Source organism: Vibrio sp. Makdt, from assembly GCF_027587015.1.
GTDB classification, from domain to species: domain Bacteria; phylum Pseudomonadota; class Gammaproteobacteria; order Enterobacterales; family Vibrionaceae; genus Vibrio; species Vibrio chagasii_B.
Genome location: NZ_JAPPTH010000002.1, coordinates 97,847 through 123,878, shown reverse-complemented (window position 1 = coordinate 123,878; position 26,032 = coordinate 97,847). Strand labels below are relative to the sequence as shown.

22 protein-coding genes and 1 pseudogene are annotated in these 26,032 nt (G+C 43.9%); 6 read left to right on the top strand and 17 right to left on the bottom strand.

What is annotated here, in order from left to right; all coding sequences use genetic code 11:
- Positions 1–11: 11 nt before the first annotated feature.
- From OH460_RS02835 to OH460_RS02805, 7 genes are all read right to left on the bottom strand, one after another.
- Positions 12–899, bottom strand: a complete 888-nt coding sequence (locus tag OH460_RS02835; RefSeq protein WP_171762131.1) for a DUF2861 family protein — start codon at positions 897–899, stop codon at positions 12–14.
- Entirely contained in the window at positions 899–1,558 is a 660-nt protein-coding gene (vxrB, locus tag OH460_RS02830; protein ID WP_061030933.1) for a response regulator transcription factor VxrB, read from the bottom strand. Before vxrB ends, OH460_RS02835 begins: the two co-directional genes overlap by 1 nt.
- Complete coding sequence (gene vxrA / locus OH460_RS02825) at positions 1,533–3,005, bottom strand: sensor histidine kinase VxrA (protein ID WP_269995343.1); 1,473 nt, start codon at positions 3,003–3,005, stop codon at positions 1,533–1,535. Before vxrA ends, vxrB begins: the two co-directional genes overlap by 26 nt.
- 277 nt (positions 3,006–3,282) lie before the next feature.
- Complete coding sequence (pntB, locus tag OH460_RS02820; RefSeq protein ID WP_269994882.1) at positions 3,283–4,680, bottom strand: Re/Si-specific NAD(P)(+) transhydrogenase subunit beta; 1,398 nt, start codon at positions 4,678–4,680, stop codon at positions 3,283–3,285.
- 10 nt (positions 4,681–4,690) lie between these two features.
- Positions 4,691–6,238 carry a Re/Si-specific NAD(P)(+) transhydrogenase subunit alpha gene (pntA, locus tag OH460_RS02815; RefSeq protein WP_061030931.1) on the bottom strand — a complete coding sequence of 516 codons (1,548 nt, stop codon included), beginning with the start codon at positions 6,236–6,238 and terminating at the stop codon, positions 4,691–4,693.
- 391 nt (positions 6,239–6,629) lie between these two features.
- Positions 6,630–6,911 (bottom strand): HlyU family transcriptional regulator, encoded by a 282-nt coding sequence (locus OH460_RS02810; RefSeq protein WP_008224143.1) that lies wholly within the window; start codon positions 6,909–6,911, stop codon positions 6,630–6,632.
- A gap of 40 nt (positions 6,912–6,951) precedes the next feature.
- Positions 6,952–7,320, bottom strand: a complete 369-nt coding sequence (locus tag OH460_RS02805) for a late competence development ComFB family protein (RefSeq protein WP_008224142.1) — start codon at positions 7,318–7,320, stop codon at positions 6,952–6,954.
- A 395-nt stretch (positions 7,321–7,715) separates the two neighbouring features.
- Between OH460_RS02805 and OH460_RS02800 the strand changes: the two genes are divergently transcribed.
- Positions 7,716–8,957 carry a GGDEF domain-containing protein gene (locus OH460_RS02800; RefSeq protein ID WP_269994875.1) on the top strand — a complete coding sequence of 414 codons (1,242 nt, stop codon included), beginning with the start codon at positions 7,716–7,718 and terminating at the stop codon, positions 8,955–8,957.
- Between the two features lie 95 nt (positions 8,958–9,052).
- Here OH460_RS02800 and OH460_RS02795 read toward each other — a convergent pair whose 3' ends face one another.
- Entirely contained in the window at positions 9,053–10,063 is a 1,011-nt protein-coding gene (locus OH460_RS02795) for a Solitary outer membrane autotransporter beta-barrel domain (RefSeq protein ID WP_008224135.1), read from the bottom strand.
- An 81-nt stretch (positions 10,064–10,144) separates the two neighbouring features.
- Positions 10,145–11,113, bottom strand: coding sequence for a diguanylate cyclase (locus OH460_RS02790; RefSeq protein ID WP_269995340.1), 969 nt, complete (start codon positions 11,111–11,113; stop codon positions 10,145–10,147).
- 131 nt (positions 11,114–11,244) lie between these two features.
- On the opposite strand from OH460_RS02790, the gene OH460_RS02785 reads away from it, so the two are divergent.
- Positions 11,245–11,682 carry a DUF3069 domain-containing protein gene (locus OH460_RS02785; RefSeq protein WP_008224132.1) on the top strand — a complete coding sequence of 146 codons (438 nt, stop codon included), beginning with the start codon at positions 11,245–11,247 and terminating at the stop codon, positions 11,680–11,682.
- Between the two features lie 318 nt (positions 11,683–12,000).
- Here OH460_RS02785 and modC read toward each other — a convergent pair whose 3' ends face one another.
- From modC to OH460_RS02765, 4 genes are read right to left on the bottom strand one after another with little or no spacing between them, the layout of a single operon-like run.
- Complete coding sequence (modC, locus tag OH460_RS02780; RefSeq protein WP_269994871.1) at positions 12,001–13,107, bottom strand: molybdenum ABC transporter ATP-binding protein ModC; 1,107 nt, start codon at positions 13,105–13,107, stop codon at positions 12,001–12,003.
- Positions 13,104–13,802, bottom strand: coding sequence for a molybdate ABC transporter permease subunit (gene modB / locus OH460_RS02775; RefSeq protein ID WP_061030927.1), 699 nt, complete (start codon positions 13,800–13,802; stop codon positions 13,104–13,106). The genes modC and modB overlap by 4 nt, the downstream gene beginning before the upstream one ends.
- Positions 13,803–14,561, bottom strand: a complete 759-nt coding sequence (gene modA / locus OH460_RS02770; protein ID WP_269994867.1) for a molybdate ABC transporter substrate-binding protein — start codon at positions 14,559–14,561, stop codon at positions 13,803–13,805.
- A 5-nt stretch (positions 14,562–14,566) separates the two neighbouring features.
- Complete coding sequence (locus OH460_RS02765; protein WP_269994865.1) at positions 14,567–16,066, bottom strand: cobyric acid synthase; 1,500 nt, start codon at positions 16,064–16,066, stop codon at positions 14,567–14,569.
- 196 nt (positions 16,067–16,262) lie between these two features.
- On the opposite strand from OH460_RS02765, the gene OH460_RS02760 reads away from it, so the two are divergent.
- The 3 genes and pseudogenes from OH460_RS02760 (at position 16,263) to OH460_RS27390 (ending at position 19,453) form a co-directional block, all read left to right on the top strand.
- On the top strand, positions 16,263–16,640 hold the full coding sequence (locus tag OH460_RS02760; protein ID WP_269994862.1) for a YgiW/YdeI family stress tolerance OB fold protein: 378 nt from the start codon (positions 16,263–16,265) through the stop codon (positions 16,638–16,640).
- A gap of 98 nt (positions 16,641–16,738) precedes the next feature.
- Entirely contained in the window at positions 16,739–17,263 is a 525-nt protein-coding gene (locus OH460_RS02755) for a hypothetical protein (protein WP_061030923.1), read from the top strand.
- A gap of 305 nt (positions 17,264–17,568) precedes the next feature.
- A pseudogene (locus tag OH460_RS27390) lies at positions 17,569–19,453 on the top strand (methyl-accepting chemotaxis protein).
- Between the two features lie 126 nt (positions 19,454–19,579).
- On the opposite strand, the gene OH460_RS02740 reads toward OH460_RS27390, so the two are convergent.
- The 4 genes from OH460_RS02740 to OH460_RS02725 form a co-directional block, all read right to left on the bottom strand.
- Positions 19,580–21,187: an ABC-F family ATPase gene (locus OH460_RS02740; protein WP_269994856.1), complete on the bottom strand. Its 1,608-nt coding sequence runs from the start codon at positions 21,185–21,187 to the stop codon at positions 19,580–19,582.
- A gap of 290 nt (positions 21,188–21,477) precedes the next feature.
- Positions 21,478–22,164: a putative ATP-dependent zinc protease gene (locus OH460_RS02735; RefSeq protein WP_061030920.1), complete on the bottom strand. Its 687-nt coding sequence runs from the start codon at positions 22,162–22,164 to the stop codon at positions 21,478–21,480.
- An 11-nt stretch (positions 22,165–22,175) separates the two neighbouring features.
- Complete coding sequence (locus OH460_RS02730) at positions 22,176–23,360, bottom strand: amino acid aminotransferase (protein WP_269994852.1); 1,185 nt, start codon at positions 23,358–23,360, stop codon at positions 22,176–22,178.
- Positions 23,361–23,552: 192 nt separating this feature from the next.
- Entirely contained in the window at positions 23,553–24,401 is an 849-nt protein-coding gene (locus OH460_RS02725; RefSeq protein WP_269994851.1) for an AraC family transcriptional regulator, read from the bottom strand.
- 90 nt (positions 24,402–24,491) lie between these two features.
- On the opposite strand from OH460_RS02725, the gene OH460_RS02720 reads away from it, so the two are divergent.
- Positions 24,492–25,919: an MATE family efflux transporter gene (locus OH460_RS02720; protein ID WP_269994849.1), complete on the top strand. Its 1,428-nt coding sequence runs from the start codon at positions 24,492–24,494 to the stop codon at positions 25,917–25,919.
- Positions 25,920–26,032: the final 113 nt, after the last annotated feature.

Below are 26,032 nucleotides of genomic sequence, written 5' to 3'. Positions count from 1 at the left end.
ACAATTTTAAATTACTTTAACTCTTCTTCGCTAGAAATATCATAAGTTTTACTGATAGTTTGTGCTTGTTCTATCGCTATGTCACCTTGCCAACGCGAATGCACCATAGAAACCGCCAGAACATAACGGTCATTGGGCAGATCTTCGCCTGTCAGGTTCATCGGGTAATCCGATTCATAGCTCTTACCCCACACTTGTTCATAGTGCTCGTCGACATAATCGTACAAACCGATTTCTAGCTTAGGAAGCGGACAGTATGGGTTAAGCAGGTCTTTCTTATCTATTCGCCACGTATCTTTTGAAGCCCAGCGTACTTGCTGACGCATGGCAACTTCACCCAAAATGATCCATGTGCTCCAAGAGTTGCCCCCTTCGCCCTTCACGTTCAGGCGATACAAGCCAGAATCGAGCTGTGACGCTAAGTTATAGCGCTTGCGGTACAAACTGACCGAGGCGTTGTTAACCACTTCACTTTCTTTCGTAAACTCGCTATCGGAAGAAACGACTTTATCTACCCACTTTTCGAAGGTGATGTTTTGGATTTCTTGTTCAGATTCGACATCAATTGAAACCCGAAATGTGTCTCGACCTGGGCTTTGGATGATGTGTCTCTTAACAACAACCGAGCTAATCCAGTCCGGTAGCGTTTTCTTAGTGAGGGTTTTACCACAATCTTTGTTCAACGCTTGGTCGAACAGTTCATTGAGGTGCTCTTCTCGAGATTGAGAAACATTGATTTGCCAAACTTCCACTAGAGAATCAAACATCTGCGGTAGATCATTATCCAACAAATGTTTATGCACTTGAGTGAGAGCATCGCTGCTCTTAAACCAATCTGTGGCGTACGCCGTGTTAACCACGCTCGACAGTATTAATAGTGGAAGTAAGGCTTTTTTCATTACGCTTTCATCTTGTAGCCAACGCCACGTAGCGTTTCGATCTCTAGACCTGGCAGTTTCTGTCTTAACTGAAGAACGTGCGTGTCTACTGTACGTGTTGTTGGGAAGTGGTTGTAACCCCAAACGTGGTCAAGCAGTTCGTCGCGTGTAAATACGCGGCCAAGATTGCTTGCCAAGAACAGCAGAAGATCAAACTCAGTACGTGTTAACGTGACTTCTTGCTCATTGAAAAACACTTCACGTGTTGCCTTGTCGATAACAAGGTTTTGAGCGATAACTTTTGACGCGTCTTGCTCTTCAGCATCTGGTAGGCGAAGTTGAGCACGGATACGAGCAAACAACTCTGCTTCTGCGAATGGCTTCGTTAGGTAGTCGTTAGCGCCTGAATCTAGGCCCGCTACTTTGTCTTTTACCGTAACCAGTGCAGTCAGCAAGATTACAGGAATATCTTTCTTTTTCTTCCAGCTTGGAAGTGAGTCTACTGAGTCACCATCAGGAAGTTGACGGTCTAGAATAACTAGATCCGCTTGTTCCCAATAGCCTTCAACTTCAGAGATCAGTTCAGCATGTAAACATTCATACCCAGCTTGCTCAAGGCTAACTAATAGGCCATCAGCTAAATTTTTATCATCTTCAACGAGAAGCAATGTCTGTTTCACAAGGTATCTCCAAAATAAATGTTGTCGGGGGGCCGATTAGCGTCATGTGACCGCCCATTTTTCCGACCATAGATTCTACTATCGTCAGACCTAAACCAAGTCCACTCTTACTAACGAATGGCTTTCTTAGTTGCCCCCAGTCTTTGCGGGACAAGTCTCCATTATCTATAACTTTGAATGTCAGCTTCTTGTCAGAAGTATTCAGTTCTAGTATCACTGGTGCGACACCGTATTTAACAGCGTTCCTGATCAGGTTATCGATACAGGTTCCTAACCAATATACGTTCACTTTTGCAGCGATATCTTGGTTGATGCGCAGTTCAATACCCGGCGCAAAATCTTCTTCAACTTTGTACTCTAACCACTCTTGGACACTTGGCACCCACTCAGTCGCGAGTGGTTGGTTGTCCGACTGAAGGTAGTCTTTACTTGCTTCTGCTAGCTGCCTTAAACGACGCGTGTCTTCACACAGTCGACGGAACTCATCATATACCGATTCAGGTAAGTGTTCGAACTCACGTCTGAAGCCTTCAACGGTCAATGATAAGCTCGCGATCGGTGTTCTCAGTTCGTGCGTTAAGATCTGAAGAACCAACATACGACTCTTCAATTCCTGTTTCTTACTGTTCCAACGGTATATCGCCCAACCTAGCACAAGCATGATGTTGGCAATCACCAAGATGAACATTGCGACCTGAAGCAGTTCAGAGTGATCTTCAATTTCCCAACACACATTACCACGTTGGACGAAGCAGCTCTTACCTTCTGAAGATAAGCTGAACGACAACCCTGCTACCGTCGCGTTTTCATGCCAGTCAGACTCTTTATATAGGTAATATCTGTCGCCACGTTTGACCCACATTTCGTCGAGCTCAACAAACATGCTTGCACCAGCCAAAAGCGCGGTAATGGCTTCATTGTCCATCTGCTGCAAACGAGATAGCAGTTCATCGTGTTCAGTATTTGGACGCTCTTGGATGTGCATAAAGCGTTTTAGCGCATCGAACTTTTCTGGGTATTTCTCAACGTAACGTGCTGCATAAGAGCCACCACCTGGGTGAATCAGACCGCTACGGCTAAACCAACGGTCAGATAGCTTAGTGCCTTTACACATCGCACGTGTAAACACCAAAGGCTCCGTTATCAATGGGCTTAACGGCAATTTACCGCTACAGGTTTTTGATAACTGGTATAAGCGTTGAATATCTTTTAATGGGTACTCTGCTGTTTGCGGCAGCATTGAAGAAGGCGTGATCAAACGTGTCGGATAATCAGCCTGAAGCAATCGAATATCATAAGATTCGATTGCCGTTTCATGATCAAATAGTTTGGTGAAATTATCGATACGCTCAGGCAAAGAATCAGCAAACGCGTTTACTGATACTGATAACGTAGCGATAAGAAGAGTAAATGTTCTTTTGATGATCACAAACCAGCGCAAATTCATATAGATCAAACAAATATATACCATTCGCTTTCAAAGATAAATTTTAACCGCATGAAAAACAGCAAGAATGACGACTAACTGTCATTAAATTGACTTGATTGCGCTCAAAGCGAGCGGAGGTACTAGTCTAACGCATTAGAGCTAAGCCATTTCATCGTCGCTATGGGAAGCAATTAGTGCGCTCATGTTCTCTCGCATTCGCACTATTTTCCCCCACTCTGTAGGCACAAAAAAGGAGCTCAATTGAGCTCCTTACTTTTGTTTCTAGAACCGACCTCTATAGGTGCTCTAGAATACCTAGACAGCTTTGTTTAGCATCGCCAAACAGCATCTGTGTGTTGTCTTTAAAGAACAATGGGTTTTGTACGCCTGCGTAACCCGTGTTCATAGAACGCTTGAACACGATAACGTTTTGAGCGTTCCAAACTTCAAGCACTGGCATGCCAGCGATTGGGCTGTTTGGATCTTCCAGAGCTGCTGGGTTTACGGTGTCATTCGCACCAATAACCAATACAGTATCTGTCTCGTCAAAGTCATCATTGATCTCGTCCATTTCAAGAACGATATCGTAAGGGACTTTAGCTTCAGCAAGCAGTACATTCATGTGACCCGGTAACCTACCGGCAACTGGGTGGATACCAAAGCGAACGTTTACGCCTTGTGCACGCAATTTCTCAGTAATTTCATGTACTGGGTACTGAGCTTGAGCTACTGCCATGCCGTATCCAGGAGTAATGATTACTGACTTAGAGTTCTTAAGCATTTCAGCCACGTCTTCCGCTGAAGTTTCACGGTGTTCACCTTGATCTTCATCGCCTTCAGACACTTGTACTTCCTGACCGAAACCACCAGCAATAACACTAATGAACGAGCGGTTCATTGCTTTACACATGATATAAGACAGAATCGCACCCGACGAACCAACCAATGCACCAGTTACGATAAGCAGGTCGTTTGCAAGCATGAAACCTGCCGCCGCAGCAGCCCAACCAGAGTACGAGTTCAACATAGAAACAACCACTGGCATATCTGCACCGCCGATCGACGCCACTAAGTGGTAACCGAATGCGAACGCGATAAGTGTCATCACCATCAGTGCGAACATGCTGCCATCTGCTTTAACGAACATGATCATAAGTAGTGTTGAAACCACGATAGCCGCTAGGTTCCATTTGTGCTTGTGAGGAATGTTCAGTGCAGACGAAGAGATAACGCCGCGAAGCTTACCAAACGCAACAATCGAACCTGTGAACGTCACAGCACCGATAAATACGCCAAGGAACACTTCCACTAGGTGGATAACGTGCTCTGCATGAATATCAGCAGGGTTAAGTGACACAGCCGCCGGTGGATCGATGTAGCTGTTGTAACCCACAAGTACCGCAGCCATACCTACGAAGCTGTGCAGAATTGCCACCAGCTCTGGCATTTCAGTCATTTCTACTTTTCTTGCGTAGTGGATACCAATACCACCACCGATCACCATTGCAATGATGATCCACACAATACCTGCAGAGTGAGGGCCAAAGATCGTAGCGATCAACGCGATTGCCATACCCGTGATACCGTAATAGTTACCTGCACGTGCAGATTCCTGCTTCGATAATCCAGCCAAGCTCATAATAAAGAATACAGCAGCAACAATATAAGCTGCTTGTACTAATCCTTCAGACATCTGTTACTCCTTAGTCTTTACGGAACATTTCAAGCATACGTTTGGTCACGGTAAAGCCACCAAAGATATTGATACTTGCAATTAAAACGGCAATAAACGATAGGAAAGTCACGACGCCGCTTCCCTGTCCAATCTGTAATAGCGCACCCACCACAATGATCCCTGAAATCGCGTTCGTTACAGACATCAAAGGCGTATGAAGAGAATGGCTAACATTCCAAACTACGTAATAACCCACCACACAAGCGAGAACAAAAACGGTAAAGTGAGATAAGAACGCAGCAGGAGCCACCGAAGCTATCCAAGCGAATGCACCAACCGCGATTGCCATACCTGCCGCTTTTTTAACTGGAGAAGTAGGCTCTTCAACTTTTGGCTCAGGTTTCGTTGCTTTTGGCTTAGCCTGTTGAGGTTGAGCAGAAACTTGAATTGGTGGAGCTGGCCAAGTGACTTCGCCCTCTTTAACGACTGTGACACCACGAAGTACAACATCTTCAAAGTCGATATTGATGTTACCGTCTTTCTCTTTGCAAAGTAGTTTCAGTAAGTTCACTAGGTTAGTCGCGTACAGTTGGGAAGACTGAGTAGGTAGACGACCAACCATATCGGTGTAACCGACAACCTTCACACCATTCGCTGTTGTGATCACTTGATCCGCAACCGTGTATTCACAGTTACCACCATTTGCTGCCGCAAGGTCCACAATTACGCTGCCTGGGCTCATGCTATCGACCATCTCTTTGGTGATAAGTTTAGGCGCAGGACGACCCGGAATCAGTGCTGTGGTAATAATGATATCAACGTCTTTTGCTTGAGCCGCGTAAAGCTCTTCCGCTTTCTTGTTGAACGCGTCAGACATCTCTTTTGCGTAGCCATCACCAGCGCCTGTATCTTCCTGAAAATCCACTTCCAAGAACTCAGCGCCCATCGACTCCACTTGCTCTTTAACTTCAGGACGAACATCGAATGAACGAACAATGGCACCTAAACTACCAGCTGCACCAATTGCCGCCAAGCCAGCAACACCCGCACCAGCAACCAATACTTTCGCTGGTGGTACTTTACCTGCCGCTGTAATTTGACCCGTGAAGAATCGACCAAATTCGTGCGCCGCTTCAACAACAGCACGATAACCCGCGATATTGGCCATAGAACTTAGTGCATCGAGCGCTTGAGCTCTTGAAATACGAGGCACAGAGTCCATTGCCATCACATTAATGTTACGGCTCGACAGCTGCTCCATTAATTCCGGGTTTTGAGCCGGCCAAATAAAGCTGACCAATGTTGCGCCATCTTTAAGTAGGTCGATTTCATTCTTAGTATCATCAACGATTGGAGCGTTAACTTTAAAGATAATATCGGATTTCCAAGCTTCATCTGCGCTTACAACTTTTGCACCAGCTTGTTCGTAAGCTGAATCTTCAAAACTTGCTAGCGCACCTGCTTGTGATTCAACACAAACTTCAAATCCTAACTTTAGAAGCTGTTCGACCGATTTCGGCGATGCAGCGACTCGCGTTTCACCAGCGAGCGTTTCTCTTGGTACACCTATCAACAAATTAGACTCCTTGTGTATCAATTTGTGATTATTATTCTTACCAAAGGCAAATTAAAGAGATCGTAAGCGCACTTGGCTACACCAATTTGCATAGCGATACTTTAACAATTGGTACAATGACTTATTCGTTTGTATCTAACGACAACTAATACTTCAAGCGTTTTGTTCAAAGAACAGCAAAAGTTATTACTTATAACGATTTGGATGGAATTTGAGCACTTAATTTAGATAAATGATGCCCCTCTCGAATAAAGAGGTCAAACCACTTGCCAATAATCCTTTTAATAACAACCGACTAGCTGCTCTTTGTCCCTAAAACTAAAAAGAGCTTTCAGCATATACACTGAAAGCTCTCTAAATTATGACTAGCATCAAATCTAACCCTAATTGGTTAGCTAAATATGCTATCGCCCATTTGGTCGATGAACATTTGCGACTTCTTGAGCATCAATTCGTTGGCGTCTTCTTTGTTTGAAACAACATCTGAACGAATAAAACGATGACTTTTAATCTCACCATCAATTTCTTTCTCGATACGCCCAGCAACACGGTATTGACCAGATTCAGCAATGGCATCTTGATAGATATTGAACCCTTTATATTCGACTGGCTCAATCTCTACTTTTTGTTCGGTTTTTTCTTTGCCACCAAATAATCTAGAAAAGAATCCCACGTTTTTTTACTCCTTAAATGACGTTACTGATACTAACCTATCATGACTGTTTACGGTTCAACAATGGCTTTTCATACCATTGCAATTCTACGTCATCATCAAAATTGTGTTGACTGAAGATCACGGGCACATTGTCCTTACGATCGCGTCGTCTGTCGTCAATAATCATACTTTCTGCATTTTTGACCGCGATCTCACTATTCCTTTTGTACAGAACCAATTTATCTTCTGGTAAGGCCGAAAGGAAATCGATATCAAAGCGAATATAGATAGGTTTTAACTGACCTAATGCTAAACATGCGAGATCAGCCAACTGCTCGTTTGTATAACTAGACACGTATTCTTCGGTAGACAATACATGGCCCACCAGCGTCTCCATATAGTTATGTACATCCACACTAATTTGCATACTACACCTCCGTTTGTAGCTCTATGTAAGATCTAATCTTCAACCTTGTCTTAGACGTTATGCCAACCTGGTTGGTTTTGGCTGTTAAAGCATTATATCGGTCAATTTTAAAACAAATATTAAACCGTTTTAAAATCGAATATGCCCCTTAAGCATTAACCACATAGGTTTTGTTAAGTATCTATAACGACTAATTAATTTCTCATATATACTGTGTAGTTCGTTCTGTGGTTAATAGCAACCTGAATACATATAAAAGCGGTTGCACCAATAGCGACCTATGACTATGTTTTCACTCTCGTTTAAGCAAAATGCTTGGCAATCGCTTGTTTAACCGTATCCTACGTATAGTATTAATTAATAAGATCATCATTATAGTTAGGCTCACCACATAAATGGCATCTTCTTTTGTAACGTCGAGCATGTTTCGATTTTGCTTCCCTTTACTCCTTCTAGCAATTTTACTTGCAGGTATGAACAACGTCATTCTGGTGACGGATTCAAACTTAGGGTTTGCTAGCAACCTTCCGTACATTCTATTAAGCGTTGCGGTATTGCTATGCCATACATTCAGGCAAGGGCGCATGGCCATGGTGTCAGTGACCATGCTTGTCGCCTATCTTGTTATCCAAGTTCGTTTGCAAACCCCGTTAAATACCGGAACGACACTATTAGAGCTCTCTCTACTCGCGGCATTAGTGCCTGTCACCTGCCTACTTGTGTACGCCTTCCCTGATACAGGCGTAAATTCTAAGTCGATGTTCTTGTATGCTCTGGTATTGGTGTTATTTGTGGTGTGGGCGCAACTTATCGTTTCTCATTTTCATGCCGGAGGTTTTGAATCATGGAGCGAAGGTATCCTCTTCACCGTCAGAGACTTTTCTAAACTGCCTTTCGTTTTAGTCTTATATAGTCTGTGTTTATTGGGTTTAACTGCGATTTTAGTTCTGGTCTACAACCGTTCAATCGATGTGGTTGTGTATAGTGCGATCCTGCTGGCGTCGAGTACCTTTATCTTTTTCGATGTTCAGTACATATCGAGCACGATGTTTTCTTTGTCAGGCACTTTAATCATTGTTTATGTGATGTCTGCAAGCCACGATATGGCATTTAATGACCAACTGACAAACATTCCAGGGCGTCACGCCTTAGAAGTCGATATGAAGCATCTAGGGCGCAAGTATTCAATGGCGATGGTCGATATCGACCACTTTAAGAAGTTCAATGACACGTACGGGCACGACATTGGCGATGACGTGTTGAAATTAGTGGCGAGCATCTTAAAAGAGACGACAGGTGGCGCTCGAGCTTATCGTTATGGTGGAGAGGAATTCACGATCATCTTCAAAGGTAAACATACCGAACAAGTCAAAGAACACCTGCAATCGCTCGTTTCACAAGTGCACGACTACGATATGACGATTCGTAACACAAAAGAGCGACCTGATGATCATGATGAAGGCATCAAAAAGCGTGGTAAAAATGGTCAAGCATCTGAAATTGTCAATGTGTCAGTGAGTATTGGATTGGCAGACAGTACAACCACCAAGCACCCTGAAGAAGTATTGAAGCTTGCCGATCAAGCATTGTACAAAGCCAAAAAGACGGGCCGAAACAGACTCTGTATTCATAGCTAAAAAAACAAAAGCCAAGCTCTATACATGCTTGGCTATGATTCTTTGGTTAATTAGATATTTGGTGCTAAATGCAGTTCGCTTTAAACAGCAAGCAACTAGTCTTGGTTGAAGAACAGAACGAGGCTACCACCTTTTAAGCTACTCCCGTAGTTGATCGTAAAACCGATGCCTACATTATCAACCCATTCATTGAATAAGTTGGGGTTCAGCAACCAACCTACACTACCCTCATAATACGAGGTCGTCCCCATCGACTCCACGGTGTCCCCACCGATATCAATTCTTCTAATGCTCGAATACATCGATGTAATGTTTTTATCCCAACGCACGAGATCGTAGAAGATCTTAGCTTCGTTAGCGATATACCAACCTTCCGGGTTCCCTACATCACCGTTGTTAGCTTCTCCCCAACCAACACCATTAAAATAGTGCCAACTGGTACTCAGTTTGTATCTCCCCCAATGATTTTTATCTTCAAAAATCAGCTTAATTTTCGGCTCTATGATATATGCCCACGCATCTGTGTTGTAATAAAGTCCATCCAATTGGTCCTGAATAGGCTCAAGTAGTGACGAGCGGTATTCAAAGTCGTTGCGATAATAAGAGATATGATTACCAATACCTGAATGAAAGCTCCAGTACTCATTTAATTGAGAGACATTAGCAAACTCGACGTAACCAGAAACCACAGACTCTTTTTGATAATCGCTTTTTATCGTCGCTGCATATTCAACGTCGTTCTCGATACGCAATGCTGATAAGCGCAACGTTATCTCTTGATGGTTGTCTTCAATGTAGTTGGGCAGCTCGAAGGTGTAAGGAAGACTGAGAGATGTGATGTTTTGACGGCGACTTACCGAATCATTCGAGCCAATATCTTCATTGTCTAAACTAAAAACTTCATTTGGATCGAAATTATTAATACCAAAAGTAAAAACATCGGTATCGTTGAGTAATACACTGGTGGCAAAACGCTGCTCTAGCTCCTTGCGAAATGCATCTGACAAAGCGTTGGCTGAAACCGTAGGAGAGGTAATCAAACAAAGCGCAGGGACAATCAGTGTCCAACGCGAATTAGCCATAGAAAATGACTTTGATTGTGGCATGTCGTTTATCACTTAAAACACTTCCTAGTTCAAACGCTACTAGGATTATAAATTCAAATTACTAAAAGAGCTCAACAGCTATCATGTATGCTCTAAAATGTTGCACTGGATATAGGTGTTTCTACCGCTTTGTTTTGCTTGATACAGCGCTTGGTCGACCTTCTCATAGATGGAGGCTAAAGACTCATCGCCATTAGGCACAAACGACAACACCCCTTGTGACGCTGTCACTCTGTCTGAAATCGTAGAATACTCATGTGCGTAGTTCATATCATAAAGCGCTTCTTTGATACGAATCGCCTGCTGTTCTGCAGCATCACTGTCGGTATCACTCAAGATAAGCACAAACTCTTCACCGCCATAACGGCCGACAAACTCTCCAGCTCTTACAAACAGTACCTTTAGGGTATTAGCAAGGCCTTGTAAGCACTTATCTCCTTGAATGTGCCCGTAATTATCGTTGTAAGGCTTGAAGAAGTCTACATCGAGTAGAATCACCGTCATGGATATATTACGTCTTCCGTGCCACGCAATGCTCTCTTCAAGCTTAGTATCCATATATCGACGGTTGTACAATTTGGTGAGGCCATCTTCATTGGCTTGCTGTTGCAAGAGGATGTTGAGCTCTTCTAACTTGGCGGTACTTTGCTTCAGCTCACGCCTCATGTAGGCGATGCGCTGCATGGCAATCAGTTTAGAATTGAGTACGACTTTATTTACCGGCTTGATCAAATAGTCGTCACCACCCGCATCAATGGCCTTGGCTATCATCTCAGGCTCTTCGTGACCGCTCAGAAAGATAATAGGTACCCATTCAGGAAATCGTTCACGGATCTCGTTCGCTACTTCAAAGCCATCCATTTCAGGCATACTAATATCAAGCAAGACGAGCTCTGGATCAAAACCAGAATAAACGTTCAGGGCTTCTTTACCGCTGCCGACAGCTTCAACAATATGACCTAATTGTTTTAGTCGAATAGCAAGTTGCATTCTGTCTAGCTGAACATCGTCAACCAGCAATATGCGCATCGAAGATCCCTTTTCTATCATCGCATCACCTTTATCGAGTGTTGAATATTCAAAGTAGCTCATTTTTGGGCTTAAATCATGCCCTAATCTCTATATTATATTGACTTTTTTACAGATCTTTTTAGCATTGTTTCTTTTTAAAGAGAAATACTATGTCAGACGCTACAAACACAGAGCAACAAGAAATCGATTTAACCACAATCTCTCCTGAACTTCGCCAAGTTATCGAATTTGATGAAGTGCCAAAAGAGATGCACTTTATGGTTACTTCTATTCATGAAGTGTCTGAAGAAGCAGTACGCGAAGCTTGGGACAGCCTGCCAGCAAGCGCACAAAATGTTTTGGACAACTTCGAGCAGTTCCACGCTCTAATCACGGTTAGCCAAGCTTTCGCTGGTGTTAACGTGATGGAAGAGTTCCCTACTCTTAAACTTCCAGAAGGCATGACTGACGAAGAAAAAGAAGAGTACCGCGCTCAACTACTAGACCAAGTTCTACACAACTGTGTAAAAGACATGGTTAAACAAATCAAGAAAGCTCGTCGTGATGCTATCTTGAAGCGTGATTTTAAAGAAGTTTTCACTAAGTAAGCCATTGCTCAACCTTAAATCAGGTTGAACGCAAACAGTGATACTGATACTAAGCCGCCTGTTGCTTTAAACAAGCGGCTTTTTTATACCCACTACTTTTTCTATTGGTCGCTTATCTGCGACTCATCAATACTTCACGCCGCTCTTTCGCTGTGCAAATAATATGAATTTGCACTCATACAGTGTGGCTCAAAACCGAAGTTTATACCGTATAAAAATGACGCATGTTCCCATTCATGGAATCAAGATCGAGTTTTACCCAATCTAAAGCCAATAACTTCAAACAAGAACTTCAAAGCAGGCAAGTCGCGTTAACTTTTAATGAGTAACGGCAATGTCTCTTTGAGCTACACTCACGCCCTTAATCTGGGCAAATACTTGCTGGCCGACTTTAAGGTCAAGCTCATCCAATGCCCAAGAAGTAATGGTTGCCCATAGATAACAGCCAGACTCCAATTCCAACTCAACCGCCACACTCTGCTTATTGCTCCCTTGTTGATGCGTCTCTGCGCTTTTAATCGACACAGGAAGAATGTTACGGATTGAAGTGCCTTTTGGCTCCTCTAGCGTGATTGAGACATCATTTGCCCTGACCTGAAGCCTTACGGTAGCCCCAATCTCACTCGACACTTTCTGAACCCACAAAGACGTCGACTCTCCGAGCATTAAACGAGACAAAGCGTAATCGTCGTTGTGCTCTGCCAGTTTCGCTTCAAACAGTGAGCTTTGCTCTGAGAAAGACTGCCAAGGCTGCATCGCACGTGACGCCCATACCTGTTCGGTCACACCAGACGACACTACCTTACCTTGGTCAATGATGACCAAGTGATTCGCTAATCGTAAAATTTCGTTGAGGCTGTGAGTGACGTAAATAATCGGAATTTGTACGGTCTCGGATAAGTTCTCCAGAAACGGCATCACTTCACGCTTTCTAGGTAAATCAAGAGATGCCAATGGCTCATCCATCAACAAAATGTTTGGCTTAGATAACAGAGCTCGGCCAATTGCCACACGCTGCTTCTCTCCGCCAGATAAACGAGCCGGATAACGATCTAGCAACGAGTTTAATGAAAGCAGCGACACGATCTGATCAAAGTGCGCTTTATCTGTGCCTTTAACACCGTATTTAAGATTCGCCGATACTTTCATATGAGGGAACAGCCTTGACTCTTGGAATACATAGCCGACATTGCGCTTATGCGTTGGCAAGTTTATCCCTTGTACACTGTCGAACAAGGTTGTCCCCGACACACTGATCAAACCTTTGTCTGGCTGTTTAAGGCCACTAATGGCATTGATTAAAGAGGTTTTACCCGCGCCAGAGCGACCAAAGATCGCCGTGATACCACGGCTTGGCAGTTCTAAGTCGATATCGAAGAAGGTTTCACCAAGCTGCTGTTGGTATTGGAGGATCAAAGCACTCATGCATTACCTCCCAAGCGTTGTGCCGACTTTCTGTTTAACCATTCAGACAACATCAATGAACCCAGCGCTATCACAATAGAAATCGCACACAGGCGTGCGGCTTCCATTTCAGCACCTGGAGTTTCAATAAACGTGTACATAGCCAGTGGAATGGTTTGAGTTTCACCCGGGATATTGGATACAAAGCTGATCGTAGCACCAAACTCACCAAGGCTTCGCGCAAATGAAAGCATGGTTCCCGTAATGATCCCAGGGATCATTAAAGGCAAGGTGATAGTAAAGAATACTCTGACTGGTGAAGCACCTAATGTGGCGGCCGCCTCTTCCAATTTACTATCGACGGTTTCTAAGCTTAAACGAATTGAACGAACCATTAATGGTAGTGCAACTACGACGCAGGCTAATGCCGCGCCTTTCCAACTAAAGCTGAATACGATACCAAACACCTCATTCAGCCAAGAGCCGATAATGCCTTGTCTACCCATCATCACCAGCAACAAATAGCCAATCACCACTGGAGGCAACACCAAAGGTAGGTGAACAATACTCTCTAGAATGCTTTTTCCCACAAACTGCTTTTTAGCAAGCAGCCACGCGAGGCCAATCCCGATTGGGATCAGCCATAGGATGGCAAATCCAGCCACTTTCAAGCTAAGCATTAAAGCTTGGTATTCGTATTCCGATAGGTACATCATTTAACGCACTTCAAAACCAAAACTGTTCAAAATTTCCTTCGCTTGCTCGCTGCTAAGGAAAGTATAGAACTCCTGAGCAACCGCTTGATCACTCAATTTCGCTACAGGGTAACGTATTGGTGTGTGCAAATCTGCCGGGAACGTCGAAACAAGACTCACTTCCTTAGATAACAGCGCATCCGTTTTGTAAACAATTCCGAGTTTAGCTTCACTGCGTTCAACTAAAGCCAGAGCCATACGAACATTGTTACTTGGTGCCAATCGACTGCTCACATTATCCCAAACACCGAGCGATTCTAATGCTTCTTTTGCATAGATGCCCGCAGGAACCGACATGGTGTTGCCAACCGCAAGCCTTTCATTATCAAGAAGTTTAGACCACTGATCACCTTTTGAAATATCAAATGAAATTGAATCTTCCTTTGGAGAGATTAGCACAAGCTCGTTCTCACAAAGATTTGTGACATTGTCACTAGAAACATAGTTTCGATCGACAAGATGAGTCATCCATTTTTCATTTGCCGAGATAAAGATGTCTGCTGGTGCACCTCTTTCGATCTGTCGTACTAATGAAGATGTGCTGGCATAGACAGGAATCACGTCAACAGAATGTTTTTTCTCAAACTCTTCAACTAACAGATTCACCGCATTAGTCATAGACGATGCCGCATAGACACGGAGTTTCTCGGCAGCCAAAGCATGAGCAGAACTCAATGAGGTGGTTAACGCTACCGCTAAAAGAGTGACTAGTTTTTTCATTGCTCTCACTTATCTGTTGTTCTTTTAATTTCTTGGTCAGTTTGTTTCAGCTCAGGCCAAAGCAGGTCAAGATTTAAGTGCTCTTCGATGGCATCGGCGATTCGATTAATACCCAACTCTTTCAGTTGTTCGTGGTCAATCGCTGCTACTTCATTAGCACCTGCCCATTCACAAATCAGTGATAACGCATCGCTGTTATCCAATACACCGTGCAAGTAAGTACCAAATATCGAGTTGTCAGAGTTTATCGCGCCATCAAGGCTGCCAGATTCTAACTGAACCGGTAATGCCATTTCATTGACATCAGTCCTACCTACGTGAATTTCATACCCTTTTACTGGTGCTGACTTTCCATTTAAGCTTAAATTCCCAAACACGTTCGTTAACGTTTTCTGTTGTGTTAACGTGGTTTCAGCATCAAGATACCCTAACCCTTCGCTGCTTCCCGGCTCGCCTTCAACACCATCAGGATCGTGGATAAGATTACCGAGCATCTGATAACCACCACATATGCCCATCACTTTGCCACCTAAACGCAGGTGACGCTGAATGTCTTTGTCCCAACCTTGCTGCTTCAAATAATCCAAATCGGCTCTTACTGACTTAGTACCCGGTAAGATGATCAAATCAGCGTTGTTCAAACGCTCACCTTTACCGACGTAACGAAGATCAATCGAAGGATTAAGTCTCAACGCGTCAAAGTCCGTATGGTTGCTGATTCGTGTTAGAACAGGTACCACGACTTTTAGCTTAGCCTCTCCAACGGATTCTTGAGCGGAGGTAATGGCATCTTCAGCTTCCAAATTAAAGCCATGCAGATATGGCAACACACCTATTACAGGCTTGCCCGTTTTCTCTTCTAGCCAATCAAGGCCCGACTGAAGCAACGCGATATCGCCTCTAAAACGGTTAATCACAAACCCTTTTACACGAGCTTGTTCAGATTCAGATAACAGAGCTAATGTGCCATACAGGTGCGCAAATACACCACCACGGTCAATATCAGCCACAATAATCACTGGGATATCTGCCTTTTCAGCGAATCCCATGTTCGCGATATCATTCTCGCGAAGGTTGATTTCTGCAGGACTTCCCGCCCCTTCGATCATCACGCTTTTGTATTCATCCAAAAGTCGATCAAAAGAATCGATTACTGTATTCATCGCGACTTTCTTATAATCATGGTAGCCCGTAGCCTCCATGTTGCTTAATGCGCGCCCTTGCAGAATCACTTGAGCGCCAGTATCAGAATTGGGTTTAAGCAATACAGGGTTCATGTGCACTGAAGGTTCAATATTACAAGCTTGTGCCTGAACGGCTTGAGCGCGGCCAATTTCGCCGCCGTCTTTGGTCACGGCACTATTCAAAGCCATGTTCTGTGGCTTAAAAGGTGCCACTTTAATGCCTTTCCTAGCCAAAACACGGCATAAACCTGCCACCAATACACTTTTTCCGGCATCTGACGTGGTTCCTTGAACCATAAGGGCGTTCAATGGTGCTCGCATTCGTACTTAAATCCTTAATTTCTCAGCCCGCAGGCAATACTTCTCTTTAACCATCTTAACGTCAATGGCGACTCGATGCTCAATAAAATGAATGGAAAATGAATGTGTTACTCACTCTAGATTCAAACCGAGTGTTGTTTAATAGCCTCATCGAAACAAAACGTTTCAACTAACAAACAACATTAAGGGATTCACCATGAACAAAACTGTATTAGCTATCGCAACCACTATTATCCTTGCTCCAACTTTCGCAATGGCTGGTGACCACAAAGACAATAAGCACGAGAGCTCTATTGCTTACACAGGACCTATTGAAACCGTTTCTGTCGCGACCCTGCTTGCAGACACAAGCATGTTTTCTGAGCAAGACGCGATTGTAGACGGCAGGATTGTTCGTCAACTTAAGAACGACACATTTATCTTCTCTGACGGCCAGAGCGAAATTCAAATTGAACTGGACGACGATATCCGTCTAGCACAACCGTTAACAGCAGATACTAAAGTACGTATCTTCGGTGAATACGAAGGTGGCAAAACACCGGAAATCGAGGTTGACCACATCCAAATTCTATAACCGACAAATATAAAACTAACGACTTCAAATAAATTGGCCTGCATATTGCAGGCTTTTTTGTATTATACTGCCGCAAAATACATTTATATGGAGTCACCATGCTAGGTTGCACTAACAAGACTGTCCTTTTAGGACTAGCTGCACTGTGTTCATTCTCTGCGTCTGCAAACAACTTTAACTACAACACATTCGAGCTGCGCATGGGTACCAGCCCTAGTACTTTCGGTGGTGAAGTCACAACCATGTTTACTCAGAACTCACACTTTGTAGCTCGCATCGATTCAGAATTTGAAAGCGATTGGGATGCTGCTGTCGGTATGGGTTTTAACGGTCCAATTAGTCAATTTGCTGATGTGACTGGCCAAATGCTACTTCACAACATTGAGCGCAATGACGACAACCACATCAAGACTGAAATTAACCTAGGCTTAAGAGCATGGTTAATGGCAAACGTTGAAGTTAACGCTCGCCTTGGACAACTGATCGACAATGATGATACTCGCTCAATCGTGGGTATTGGTGCCCGTTTCCATTCAACAGAACAACTGTCTGTTGGTCTAGATATGCGCAATAACGGTACATACGGACATCAGCTGTTAATGTCTGCTCGATTCGGCTTCTAAGCTCACTATACCCCCTAATGTAAGTGGCTAATTCTTATTGATTATTCATTTACAGCATGATTTTTAAGGCTAATAGGTTCTTTATCTGTTAGCCTTTTTTCGTTCTCATCCTTTACCATCAGTTTTATACAAACAGCTTCACGACACGCTGCATTCTGTTCTTGATTTGGGCCATCCAATCACACCCGCTCTAGTACCTTTTATACAATTAAATTATTAATAAATGACAATTGATAAAGCAGCTTTGCAGCAGTATGCCGTACTTATACTCTTTGCGAAAATTTTGCTTAAAATGGAGTACCTTAATGGGTGTAAGCAGCATTTCTATTAAGAACAAACTAACATTGATGTTTGTTGTCATTATCTTCGCCATGACGATGATTCAAACTTATATCACTGGCAAGCAACTGTTGAACGAAACTTACCGCTCTATCCAACAGTATTCGACCACGCTTACCGAGGCCAATGTTTCTGGAATTGAAAAGTGGATAGAAGGTCGTATTAACGTTGTAAATGCAGCGAAAGACGCGTTCAAATACACGGACGATCCAATAAGCTATTTCACCCAAAGTACTAACGCAGGTCGATTCCAAATTGCGTATGCTGGACTTTCTGACGGCCGTTTCCTACAAGGTGTCGATTTGCCCGTACCCGAAGGTTATGACCCTCGCACTCGCGACTGGTACAAAGTGCCAATGTCTACAGGCAAAACAGTCGTAACTGAACCCTACGTCGATGTGGCAACCAATGACCTTGTCGTGACCATTGCCAGCCCTTTCAATACCAACGGGTATTCAGGTGTTATTGGTGCAGATCTTAACCTAAATACGCTGATTAACGATGTTGTAAGCATTGAGCAGCCAGGCGTTTACGCATTCCTTGTCGATGGAAATGGTAAAATTGTTGCCCACAGAGACCGTGACCTTACGCTTAAATCAGTTGCTAACGTCTCACAAAACCTCACTGCGAATAAGATCAAATCGCTATCTCAAGATCCGGGTTTTGAGGAGATGCATCGACGGCGCGGAGTCTCTGCTTTCAGCGAAAAAAGTTCCTCATACCGACTGGTACTTCACTGTCGTTATCGATAAATCCCAATCTTTTGCTTCTTACCGCTCGTTGCTTCGCCAATCGGCCATCTTTGGCCTGATTCAGCTTGCCGTTATTGCATTTGTGGCAATGTTTGTCATTAAGAAAGCACTCGCACCCCTAACAACGTTAAGTTCAGCAATGGAAGCACTATCTAAAGGCGATGGTGATTTAACCCAACGTATTACCGTCAACAGCAAGGACGAAATTGGCACACTTGCTCATCACGTGAATGCGTTCATCGCTAAGCTACAAGAAATTGTCCGTGATATCGCAGACTCTTCTAGCCAATTGAACGAGCAATCTGAAGTCAGTACCAATGTTGCTCGCCAAACGAGCGATGGCCTAACAGTTCAACTGCATGAGATCTCGCAAATCGCAACCGCAGTTCACGAGATGTCGGCAACGGCTGAGGAAGTGGCAAACAACGCACAGATGACAGCAGATTCAGCGATCAGTTCTACTGAAAACTGTGAGCAAGGCAAGCGTGTGATTATTCGTAATCAAGATTCAATCACTAACCTTGCACAACAGGTAGAAAATGCATCGGGCATCATTCAAGAGCTTGAAAAGAATGCCCTAGACATTAACGCGATCCTTTCAACAATTTCAGACATCGCAGAGCAAACTAACCTACTTGCACTTAATGCAGCGATTGAAGCGGCACGTGCTGGTGAACAAGGTCGTGGTTTCGCAGTGGTTGCAGATGAAGTACGCGTGCTATCTCAACGCACTCACAGCTCTACTGATGAGATTCGTGAAATGATTGAGACTCTGCAGAAAAACAGTGTTAGTGCCGTTGAATCAATGCAGCGTAGCCAAGACTTAGCTCAATCTAGTGTTGATGATGCGAACAATGCCACCACAGCGCTTGAAGAGATCGCAACATCGATCCAGCAGATCTCTGATATGGCGTCACACATCTCGAATGCGGCATCTGAGCAAAGAACCGTGACTGGCGAAGTAAGCAAAAACATCTAATTAGTTAATGATGTGTCAGACAAGATGTCGACGGAAGCCGATAACTCGCGTCACCTTTCAGAAGAATTACGTGGCATCGCCCAACAATTGAATACCCAAGTTCAGTTGTTCAAGTACTAATAAGATTATTGGCCAGAAGCCAACAAAAAGCCCCCGACCACAGCAGTGCTCGGGGGCTTTGTTTTCTTCTGGTGGTGAACCATTAGTGTCAGTTCACCTACCTCAACTTGTCTCGCATAGTGATAGCTACAGGTTAACCATCAGCATCTTTTTCTGGTGATCTAGGTACTCTTCATAAGTACCTTGGAAGCTCACCAGTTGTTGGTCTTTCACATCAATGATGTGTGTTGCCAGTGAAGATACAAACTCACGGTCGTGACTCACAAAAATAAGCGTACCTGGATAAACCTTCAGCGCATCATTTAGCGCTTGGATCGCTTCCATATCCATGTGGTTCGTCGGTTCGTCCATCACAAGAACATTAATGTCTTGCATCATTAGCTTGCCAAATAACAGACGGTTCTTCTCACCACCAGAACAGTTACGTGCTTTCTTGTTTGCATCATCAGCAGTAAACAGCAGACGACCTAGAATGCCACGTACCATTAAGTCATCGTGCTTCGCTGTACGCCACTGTGAAATCCAATCGAATATGCTCAAGTCGTTGTCAAAGTCCGCGCTACTATCTTGCGGGCAGTAGCCGACTGATGCGTTTTCAGACCATTTTACGATACCTTGGTTTTGCTCCAATTCACCAACTAGACAGCGTAGTAAAGTGGTTTTACCTACGCCGTTCTCACCGATAACCGCAAGGCGCGTACCCGCCTCAAGTAACAAATTACCACCAGCAAATAGCGTCTCGCCTTCGAAACCGTGGCCTAGCTCTTGAAGCTCAAGCGCTTGACGATGCAGCTTTTTACCTTCACCGAAGTTAATTGATGGGCTCATACGGCTCGAAGACTTCACTTCATCAAGGGTGATCTTTTCCATCTTCTTGGCACGAGAACTCGCTTGCTTCGCTTTTGATGCATTGGCACCAAAACGGTTTACGAAGTCTTGCAGTTCGTTTATTTCTGCCGTTTTCTTCGCATTAGAAGCCAGAAGTTGTTCACGACGTAAACCCGATGCTTCTAGGAAGTACTCGTAGTTACCTGGGTAGATGCGAAGTTCACCGTAATCGATGTCCGCCATGTGCGTACATACCGAGTTCAGGAAGTGTCTATCGTGCGAAATGATGATCATTGTACATTTACGCTGGTTTAGCTCTTCAGCAAGCCAGTTGATGGTGTGAATGTCCAAGTTGTTGGTCGGTTCATCAAGTAACAGAATGTCTGGGTTCGCAAACAATGCTTGCGCCAAAAGCACACGCAGTTTCCAACCTGGAGCCACTTGCTGCATCAGGCCAAAATGAAGCTCTTCTTCAATACCCGCTTGAATAAGAATATCGCCAGCACGACTTTCCGCTGTATAGCCATCCATTTCAGCGAACTCGCTTTCAAGCTCTGCCACTTTCATACCGTCTTCTTCGCTCATTTCAGGCAAAGAGTAAATACGGTCACGCTCTTGTTTTACTTCCCATAACTTTCTGTCGCCCATGATCACAACGTCGATTACGCTGTACTGCTCAAAAGCAAACTGATCTTGGCTCAATACGCCCAGTTTTTCTCCTGGAGTGATTGAAACGTTGCCCGAGCTTGGCGTTAATGTGCCACTTAGGATTTTCATGAACGTCGATTTGCCGCAACCATTGGCGCCGATCAAACCATAGCGATTGCCGTTACCAAATTTAGCGGAGATGTTCTCAAACAAAGGCTCTGCGCCAAATTGCATTGTGATGTTCGCGGTAGATATCAAAGAAGTAATTCCTAAGCGTGTACTCGATAGATCGTTATTAGGTCACTGAATAAACCAAAATAAGGACTACGAAAGTATGGATTAAACAAAAACGAAGCGCGGATTATATAGAGATCTGGATCACGTTGTCGAGGCTAAACAGTAACCTGATGACGAACAGAGCCGAATTAACGATATTTACTAAGATTTTAGACCGTAAAACGAAAAAATCCCCGCTAATTCAATTAGCAGGGATTCAATTTTCCAAAAGAGAAAGTCTCAGAACAAGTCTGAATCAACAGAAGCTAAGTCTATTTAGTCACTTTCTTCTGAACGTACTTCTGGCTTACATCGACAACCGCAACATCTCTAAAGAAGCTTCTTCCCAAAAGAAGTGGGAAAGAAAGATGCGTTCGATCTGCAAGTGTAAATTCAGTTTTGTCTTTCAGGTCACCAATTTGGATAGAAGCTACAACCACGGCACGACGTTGTGTGCCTTCAGCGCTAGATTGTTTGATCTTCACCCAACGCTCTACAGGTAGGCTGATCTCTTCTGTTGTGATGCCATCATGTTCAATCTTGAATTTAACCCAGTCTTTTCCGTCACGCTCAAAATCGACGATATCAACCGCACTGATTGAAGACGTTGTCGCACCAGTATCGACACGTGCTTTAAACGCTTCTTTCAAACCTGGCACAAATACCCACTCTTCTTCACCAAGAATCAATTTACCATCACTGGTTTTTGTAGGTTTCGCTACCGGCTTTTCTTCAGGTTTTGGCTTTGCTTCTGGTTCAGCTGGTTTTACTTCTTCTGGCTTCTCAGTAGGTTCCGTTACTTTGTCGCCTTCAGTTGCGTCAGGCTTAGAAGAGTCATCAACTACTGGTTGTTCGACCTGAGGCTTTTGCTCTGGTTCAACTGGCGCTTGAGTCGTAGTTGAACAAGCAAACAGACCGCCACTTAACATTAGGATTATAATCGCTTTCCAATTATACATTCAGTCACCTTCTATTTTGATACGTTGGCTATCGCTTTTGCTACGTAAGGAATGTGGGATTCAGAAAGGCCTGCAATATTGATGCGTCCATCACCAACACCGTAGATGCCATATTCTTCACGTAATTGATTCATTTGAGTTTCTTTAAAGCCTAGTACAGTAAACATACCTTTATGGCTTTCAATGAAATCAAATTGTGACGTGTTATAAGTATTTCGCAATTCATCACATAAACTTTGGCGCAGATTTAACAAACGTTGCTGCATTTCACTCAACTCTTGCTTCCAAATCGTTGTTAGCTCTTGATTCTGAAGTATTGTTTTCACCAAAGCTGCACCGTGATCTGGCGGCATCGTGTAAGTTGAGCGAGCAAGCGTCAGTAGCTTACCTTTAGCATTGCCAACGTGTTCGCTGTTCTTTCCAATCACGATCGCCGCGCCCGTTCTTTCTCGGTACAAACCGAAGTTCTTTGAGCAAGAGGTGGTAATCAACATTTCTTCCACGTTGTTCGCCATATGCTGAAGACCTTTCGCATCTTCTTCTAGCCCGTCACCAAAGCCTTGGTAAGCAATATCAACGAACGGCAAGAAGCCATTTCTCTGTGATAGTTTGGTAATTTCCTGCCACGCTTCAAAGTCGATATCCGCACCCGTTGGGTTATGACAGCAACCGTGCAGTAATACCACATCTGATGGACCCGCTTTTGAAAGGTCATCCAACATTCTTGCAGTATCAACTTGCTTCGTTTCAGGACTGAAGTAATTGTAGTATCGAACTTTTAAGCCTGCCGCTTCCATTACAGGTTTGTGGTTCACATAGCTTGGGTTTGAGATCCAAACTGTGGTGTCTGGTTGAGAAACTTTCATTAAGTCACCCAACATACGCAGTGCACCACTTGCACCTGGTGTTTGAATCGCAGCAACGCGATCCATTGCAGAAGTCCCTTTAAGCAGTAGATCAACCATGCTTTGGTTGAACTCTTCACAGCCCGCTAGGCCAACGTAAGCTTTGGTTTTCTGCGTTTCAACAACGATATCCTGAGCCATAGAGACGGCTTTCATGATCGGTGTTTCGCCTTGGTCATTTTTGTAAACGCCAATACCTAAGTCGACTTTATCAGTACGAGTATCGCCGCGGTAAGCAACTGAAAGAGATAGAATTGGATCTAAAGTTGGTTTTGGTAGATGTGAAAACATGAAAGTCACAACCCTTTGAAATTCAAGTAATGTACTTCACGTTAACATTATCGTAGTCAAATCAGAAACATTTTTTAATAGAAGCGCTTAGTTACCATAAGTAATCAGAGCTTGGTCATTTTACGTCGATAATTAGCGCAAATTTCAAACAACCATTTGTACTTTTACCAGTTAAAGCCTACCTGCATCGATTCAGTTCTCATTGTGGACACCACGTTTGAATTGCCTTGGTGTCATTCCCGACCACGCTTTAAATCGTGTACTAAAATTGGCGGCGTTCGGATACCCAACTATCTCGCCAATGTGTTGAATGGACCAATCGCTGGATTTCAACAAACGAGCCGCGTACTCCATCCTCATTCGCATGATGTGTGTCATAGGAGCATGCGAATAGTAACGCTGGCATAAGCGATGAAAATGCGGTTCTGAACACGGAAACAGGCTTGCAAGTTCATGCACGTTCCACTCTTTGTGAAGCTGCTTTTGAACGCTGTCGAACACTCGTCTCAAACGAATCAAATTTCTTGATTGTTGCTGCGGAACCGGCGCGTTAATCATGAACTCGATTTGAGCCACACTGTGATTGGCAATCGCTCCACCTAAATCAATTGGCAAAGCAATACTTCTTAGCAACGTATGTATGCAAGATGAGACGACTTCTGCTGCTGGGGATAACGTGTAACTCACCTCATCAGTAACGACATTCTCCCATTGTTTATCAGGCGATAGAAAGATCCACGCTATCTGCCATGTTTCTTCTTCAATACCAAAACCGTTCTCAAGTCCTGCTGGCACAGTAATGCACGACCCCGGTTCTAGAATATATCGACACCCTTCACTTTCGAGCCACCCTTTGCCTCTTACGGTGTACAGCAGCATATGTTTTTGTTGGTTCTTTCGATAAACAGAAAAGAAATCGCGGCACGATGCTGTCCCACATTGAACGATACCTAGCTCTTCAAATGCCAATACATGGCTTTGATCGACAAACTCTTGATGGGTCTTTTCAGAAATGTCGTAACGTTCTTGTTTATCACTCATAACACTGTTAACTCATTCAATTGGCCAACCCATAAAAGTAGATAGTTTGGCAAAAGTTTGTGATTAACCTGAACAATACAGCTAAAACAAATGCCGATACACTTCTCGCATATTCACCACAGGGGAAATGCGATGCTCTCGACATATCGTCATTTAGACAAAGATTTTTGGCAAAAGTTACTGCACATCGGTTTACCTGTGTCTCTGCAAACCATGTTGTTTTCATTGCTCGGCGTCGTCGATATTTTCATGGTCAATCAGCTTGGTGATGCGGCAACCGCAGCAGTTGGTGTTGGCAACCGTATCTTCTTCTTTAACCTAATCATGGTATCGGGAATCAGCGGTGCAGTCAGTGTGCTAGCTTCGCAATATTTTGGTGCGGGCGATTTCAATGGGATTCGACGTGTCTTGTCGCAATCTTGGGCTTTGTCTATCTTTGCCATCATCCCTTTTATTTTGATTTACACATTGGCACCTGAATCAGTCGTGTCTGTGGTGGCCTCAGACCCTGATTACATCCGCTTGGCAACGGATTACCTTTGGATAACAGGAGCCAGCCTTATTGGTACGGCAATCGTTGTGCCGCTAGAAAGCGCACTGCGATCGGTTGGTGAAGCCAAATTGCCCACCAAGATCAGTATTTGGGCAATCATCGTCAATGCGATTCTCAATGCTCTGCTGATCTTCGGACTATTTGGCTTTCCAGAACTCGGCGTGGTTGGCGCAGCGATTGGCACCACGGCTTCTCGATTCTTTCAGACGATTGCATTGCTTGTTATGGCGAGAAAACATTACGCGCATCTATTCCCTACGATTGAGAGTTGGCGTGATGCAATATTGCCTAAGCACAGAAAGAAGTACTTCAAGATTGCGATTCCTATGCTGATTCACGACACGGCATGGGCTGGTGGAATACTGATTTACAACGTTATTGTAGGTCAGATCGGGGTTAGTGAACTTGCGATTATCTCACTGCTATCTCCAGTGGAAAGTATCTTAATTTCAGCCTTCTTAGGTTTTGCCGTCGCTGCTTCGATCATCCTTGGTAATGAGATTGGTGCTAAGAACTATCAACGTGTTGAAAACACCGCTTGGGGCTATGTATTTGTAAGCTGTGCGCTTGCGACACTATTGGCACTGCTGTGTTTTATCGCCAAGCCTGCCATTATTCAATTAATCGATTTAACGCACCTAGAACTCAAAGATACAGCGGTCAACGTAGCCTTGGTGATGGCGGCAGGGATGATATTGAGAGTGTTCAACATGGTTGGCATCGGAGGTGTTTTAAAGAGTGGTGGGGACATCAACTACAGCATCTTTATCGACATATTCGGCCAGTGGGCCATTGGTATTCCCCTCGCCTATTTCACCGCTTTGGTGCTTGGTTGGTCGTTAGAGTGGGTGTTGATGATTGTGTTACTGGAGGAGCTGGCGAAGATCGCGTTAACTAGCCAGCGAATTCGTTCTAAGAAATGGATAAACAACCTCATAGAAGAGCCTAACCAACTAACCACTTAATATTTATTTGAACTACTAGAACAAACGAAAAGAACTCACACCCAAGGGCTGATTGATTGCATTGCGCTAACCATGATGCCCTTTTTCGTTTTACAACAATACGAAGTGACGAC

Bases quoted from the DNA above. Each gene is read 5' to 3' on its own strand.
- OH460_RS02835 (WP_171762131.1), bottom strand. From the start codon at position 899: ATGAAAAAAGCCTTACTTCCACTATTAATACTGTCGAGCGTGGTTAAC.
- vxrA (WP_269995343.1), bottom strand. From the start codon at position 3,005: ATGAATTTGCGCTGGTTTGTGATCATCAAAAGAACATTTACTCTTCTT.
- pntB (WP_269994882.1), bottom strand. From the start codon at position 4,680: ATGTCTGAAGGATTAGTACAAGCAGCTTATATTGTTGCTGCTGTATTC.
- OH460_RS02805 (WP_008224142.1), bottom strand. From the start codon at position 7,320: ATGCAAATTAGTGTGGATGTACATAACTATATGGAGACGCTGGTGGGC.
- OH460_RS02800 (WP_269994875.1), top strand. From the start codon at position 7,716: ATGGCATCTTCTTTTGTAACGTCGAGCATGTTTCGATTTTGCTTCCCT.
- OH460_RS02795 (WP_008224135.1), bottom strand. From the start codon at position 10,063: ATGCCACAATCAAAGTCATTTTCTATGGCTAATTCGCGTTGGACACTG.
- OH460_RS02790 (WP_269995340.1), bottom strand. From the start codon at position 11,113: ATGATAGAAAAGGGATCTTCGATGCGCATATTGCTGGTTGACGATGTT.
- OH460_RS02785 (WP_008224132.1), top strand. From the start codon at position 11,245: ATGTCAGACGCTACAAACACAGAGCAACAAGAAATCGATTTAACCACA.
- modC (WP_269994871.1), bottom strand. From the start codon at position 13,107: ATGAGTGCTTTGATCCTCCAATACCAACAGCAGCTTGGTGAAACCTTC.
- modB (WP_061030927.1), bottom strand. From the start codon at position 13,802: ATGATGTACCTATCGGAATACGAATACCAAGCTTTAATGCTTAGCTTG.
- modA (WP_269994867.1), bottom strand. From the start codon at position 14,561: ATGAAAAAACTAGTCACTCTTTTAGCGGTAGCGTTAACCACCTCATTG.
- OH460_RS02765 (WP_269994865.1), bottom strand. From the start codon at position 16,066: ATGCGAGCACCATTGAACGCCCTTATGGTTCAAGGAACCACGTCAGAT.
- OH460_RS02760 (WP_269994862.1), top strand. From the start codon at position 16,263: ATGAACAAAACTGTATTAGCTATCGCAACCACTATTATCCTTGCTCCA.
- OH460_RS02755 (WP_061030923.1), top strand. From the start codon at position 16,739: ATGCTAGGTTGCACTAACAAGACTGTCCTTTTAGGACTAGCTGCACTG.
- OH460_RS02735 (WP_061030920.1), bottom strand. From the start codon at position 22,164: ATGTATAATTGGAAAGCGATTATAATCCTAATGTTAAGTGGCGGTCTG.
- OH460_RS02730 (WP_269994852.1), bottom strand. From the start codon at position 23,360: ATGTTTTCACATCTACCAAAACCAACTTTAGATCCAATTCTATCTCTT.
- OH460_RS02725 (WP_269994851.1), bottom strand. From the start codon at position 24,401: ATGAGTGATAAACAAGAACGTTACGACATTTCTGAAAAGACCCATCAA.
- OH460_RS02720 (WP_269994849.1), top strand. From the start codon at position 24,492: ATGCCGATACACTTCTCGCATATTCACCACAGGGGAAATGCGATGCTC.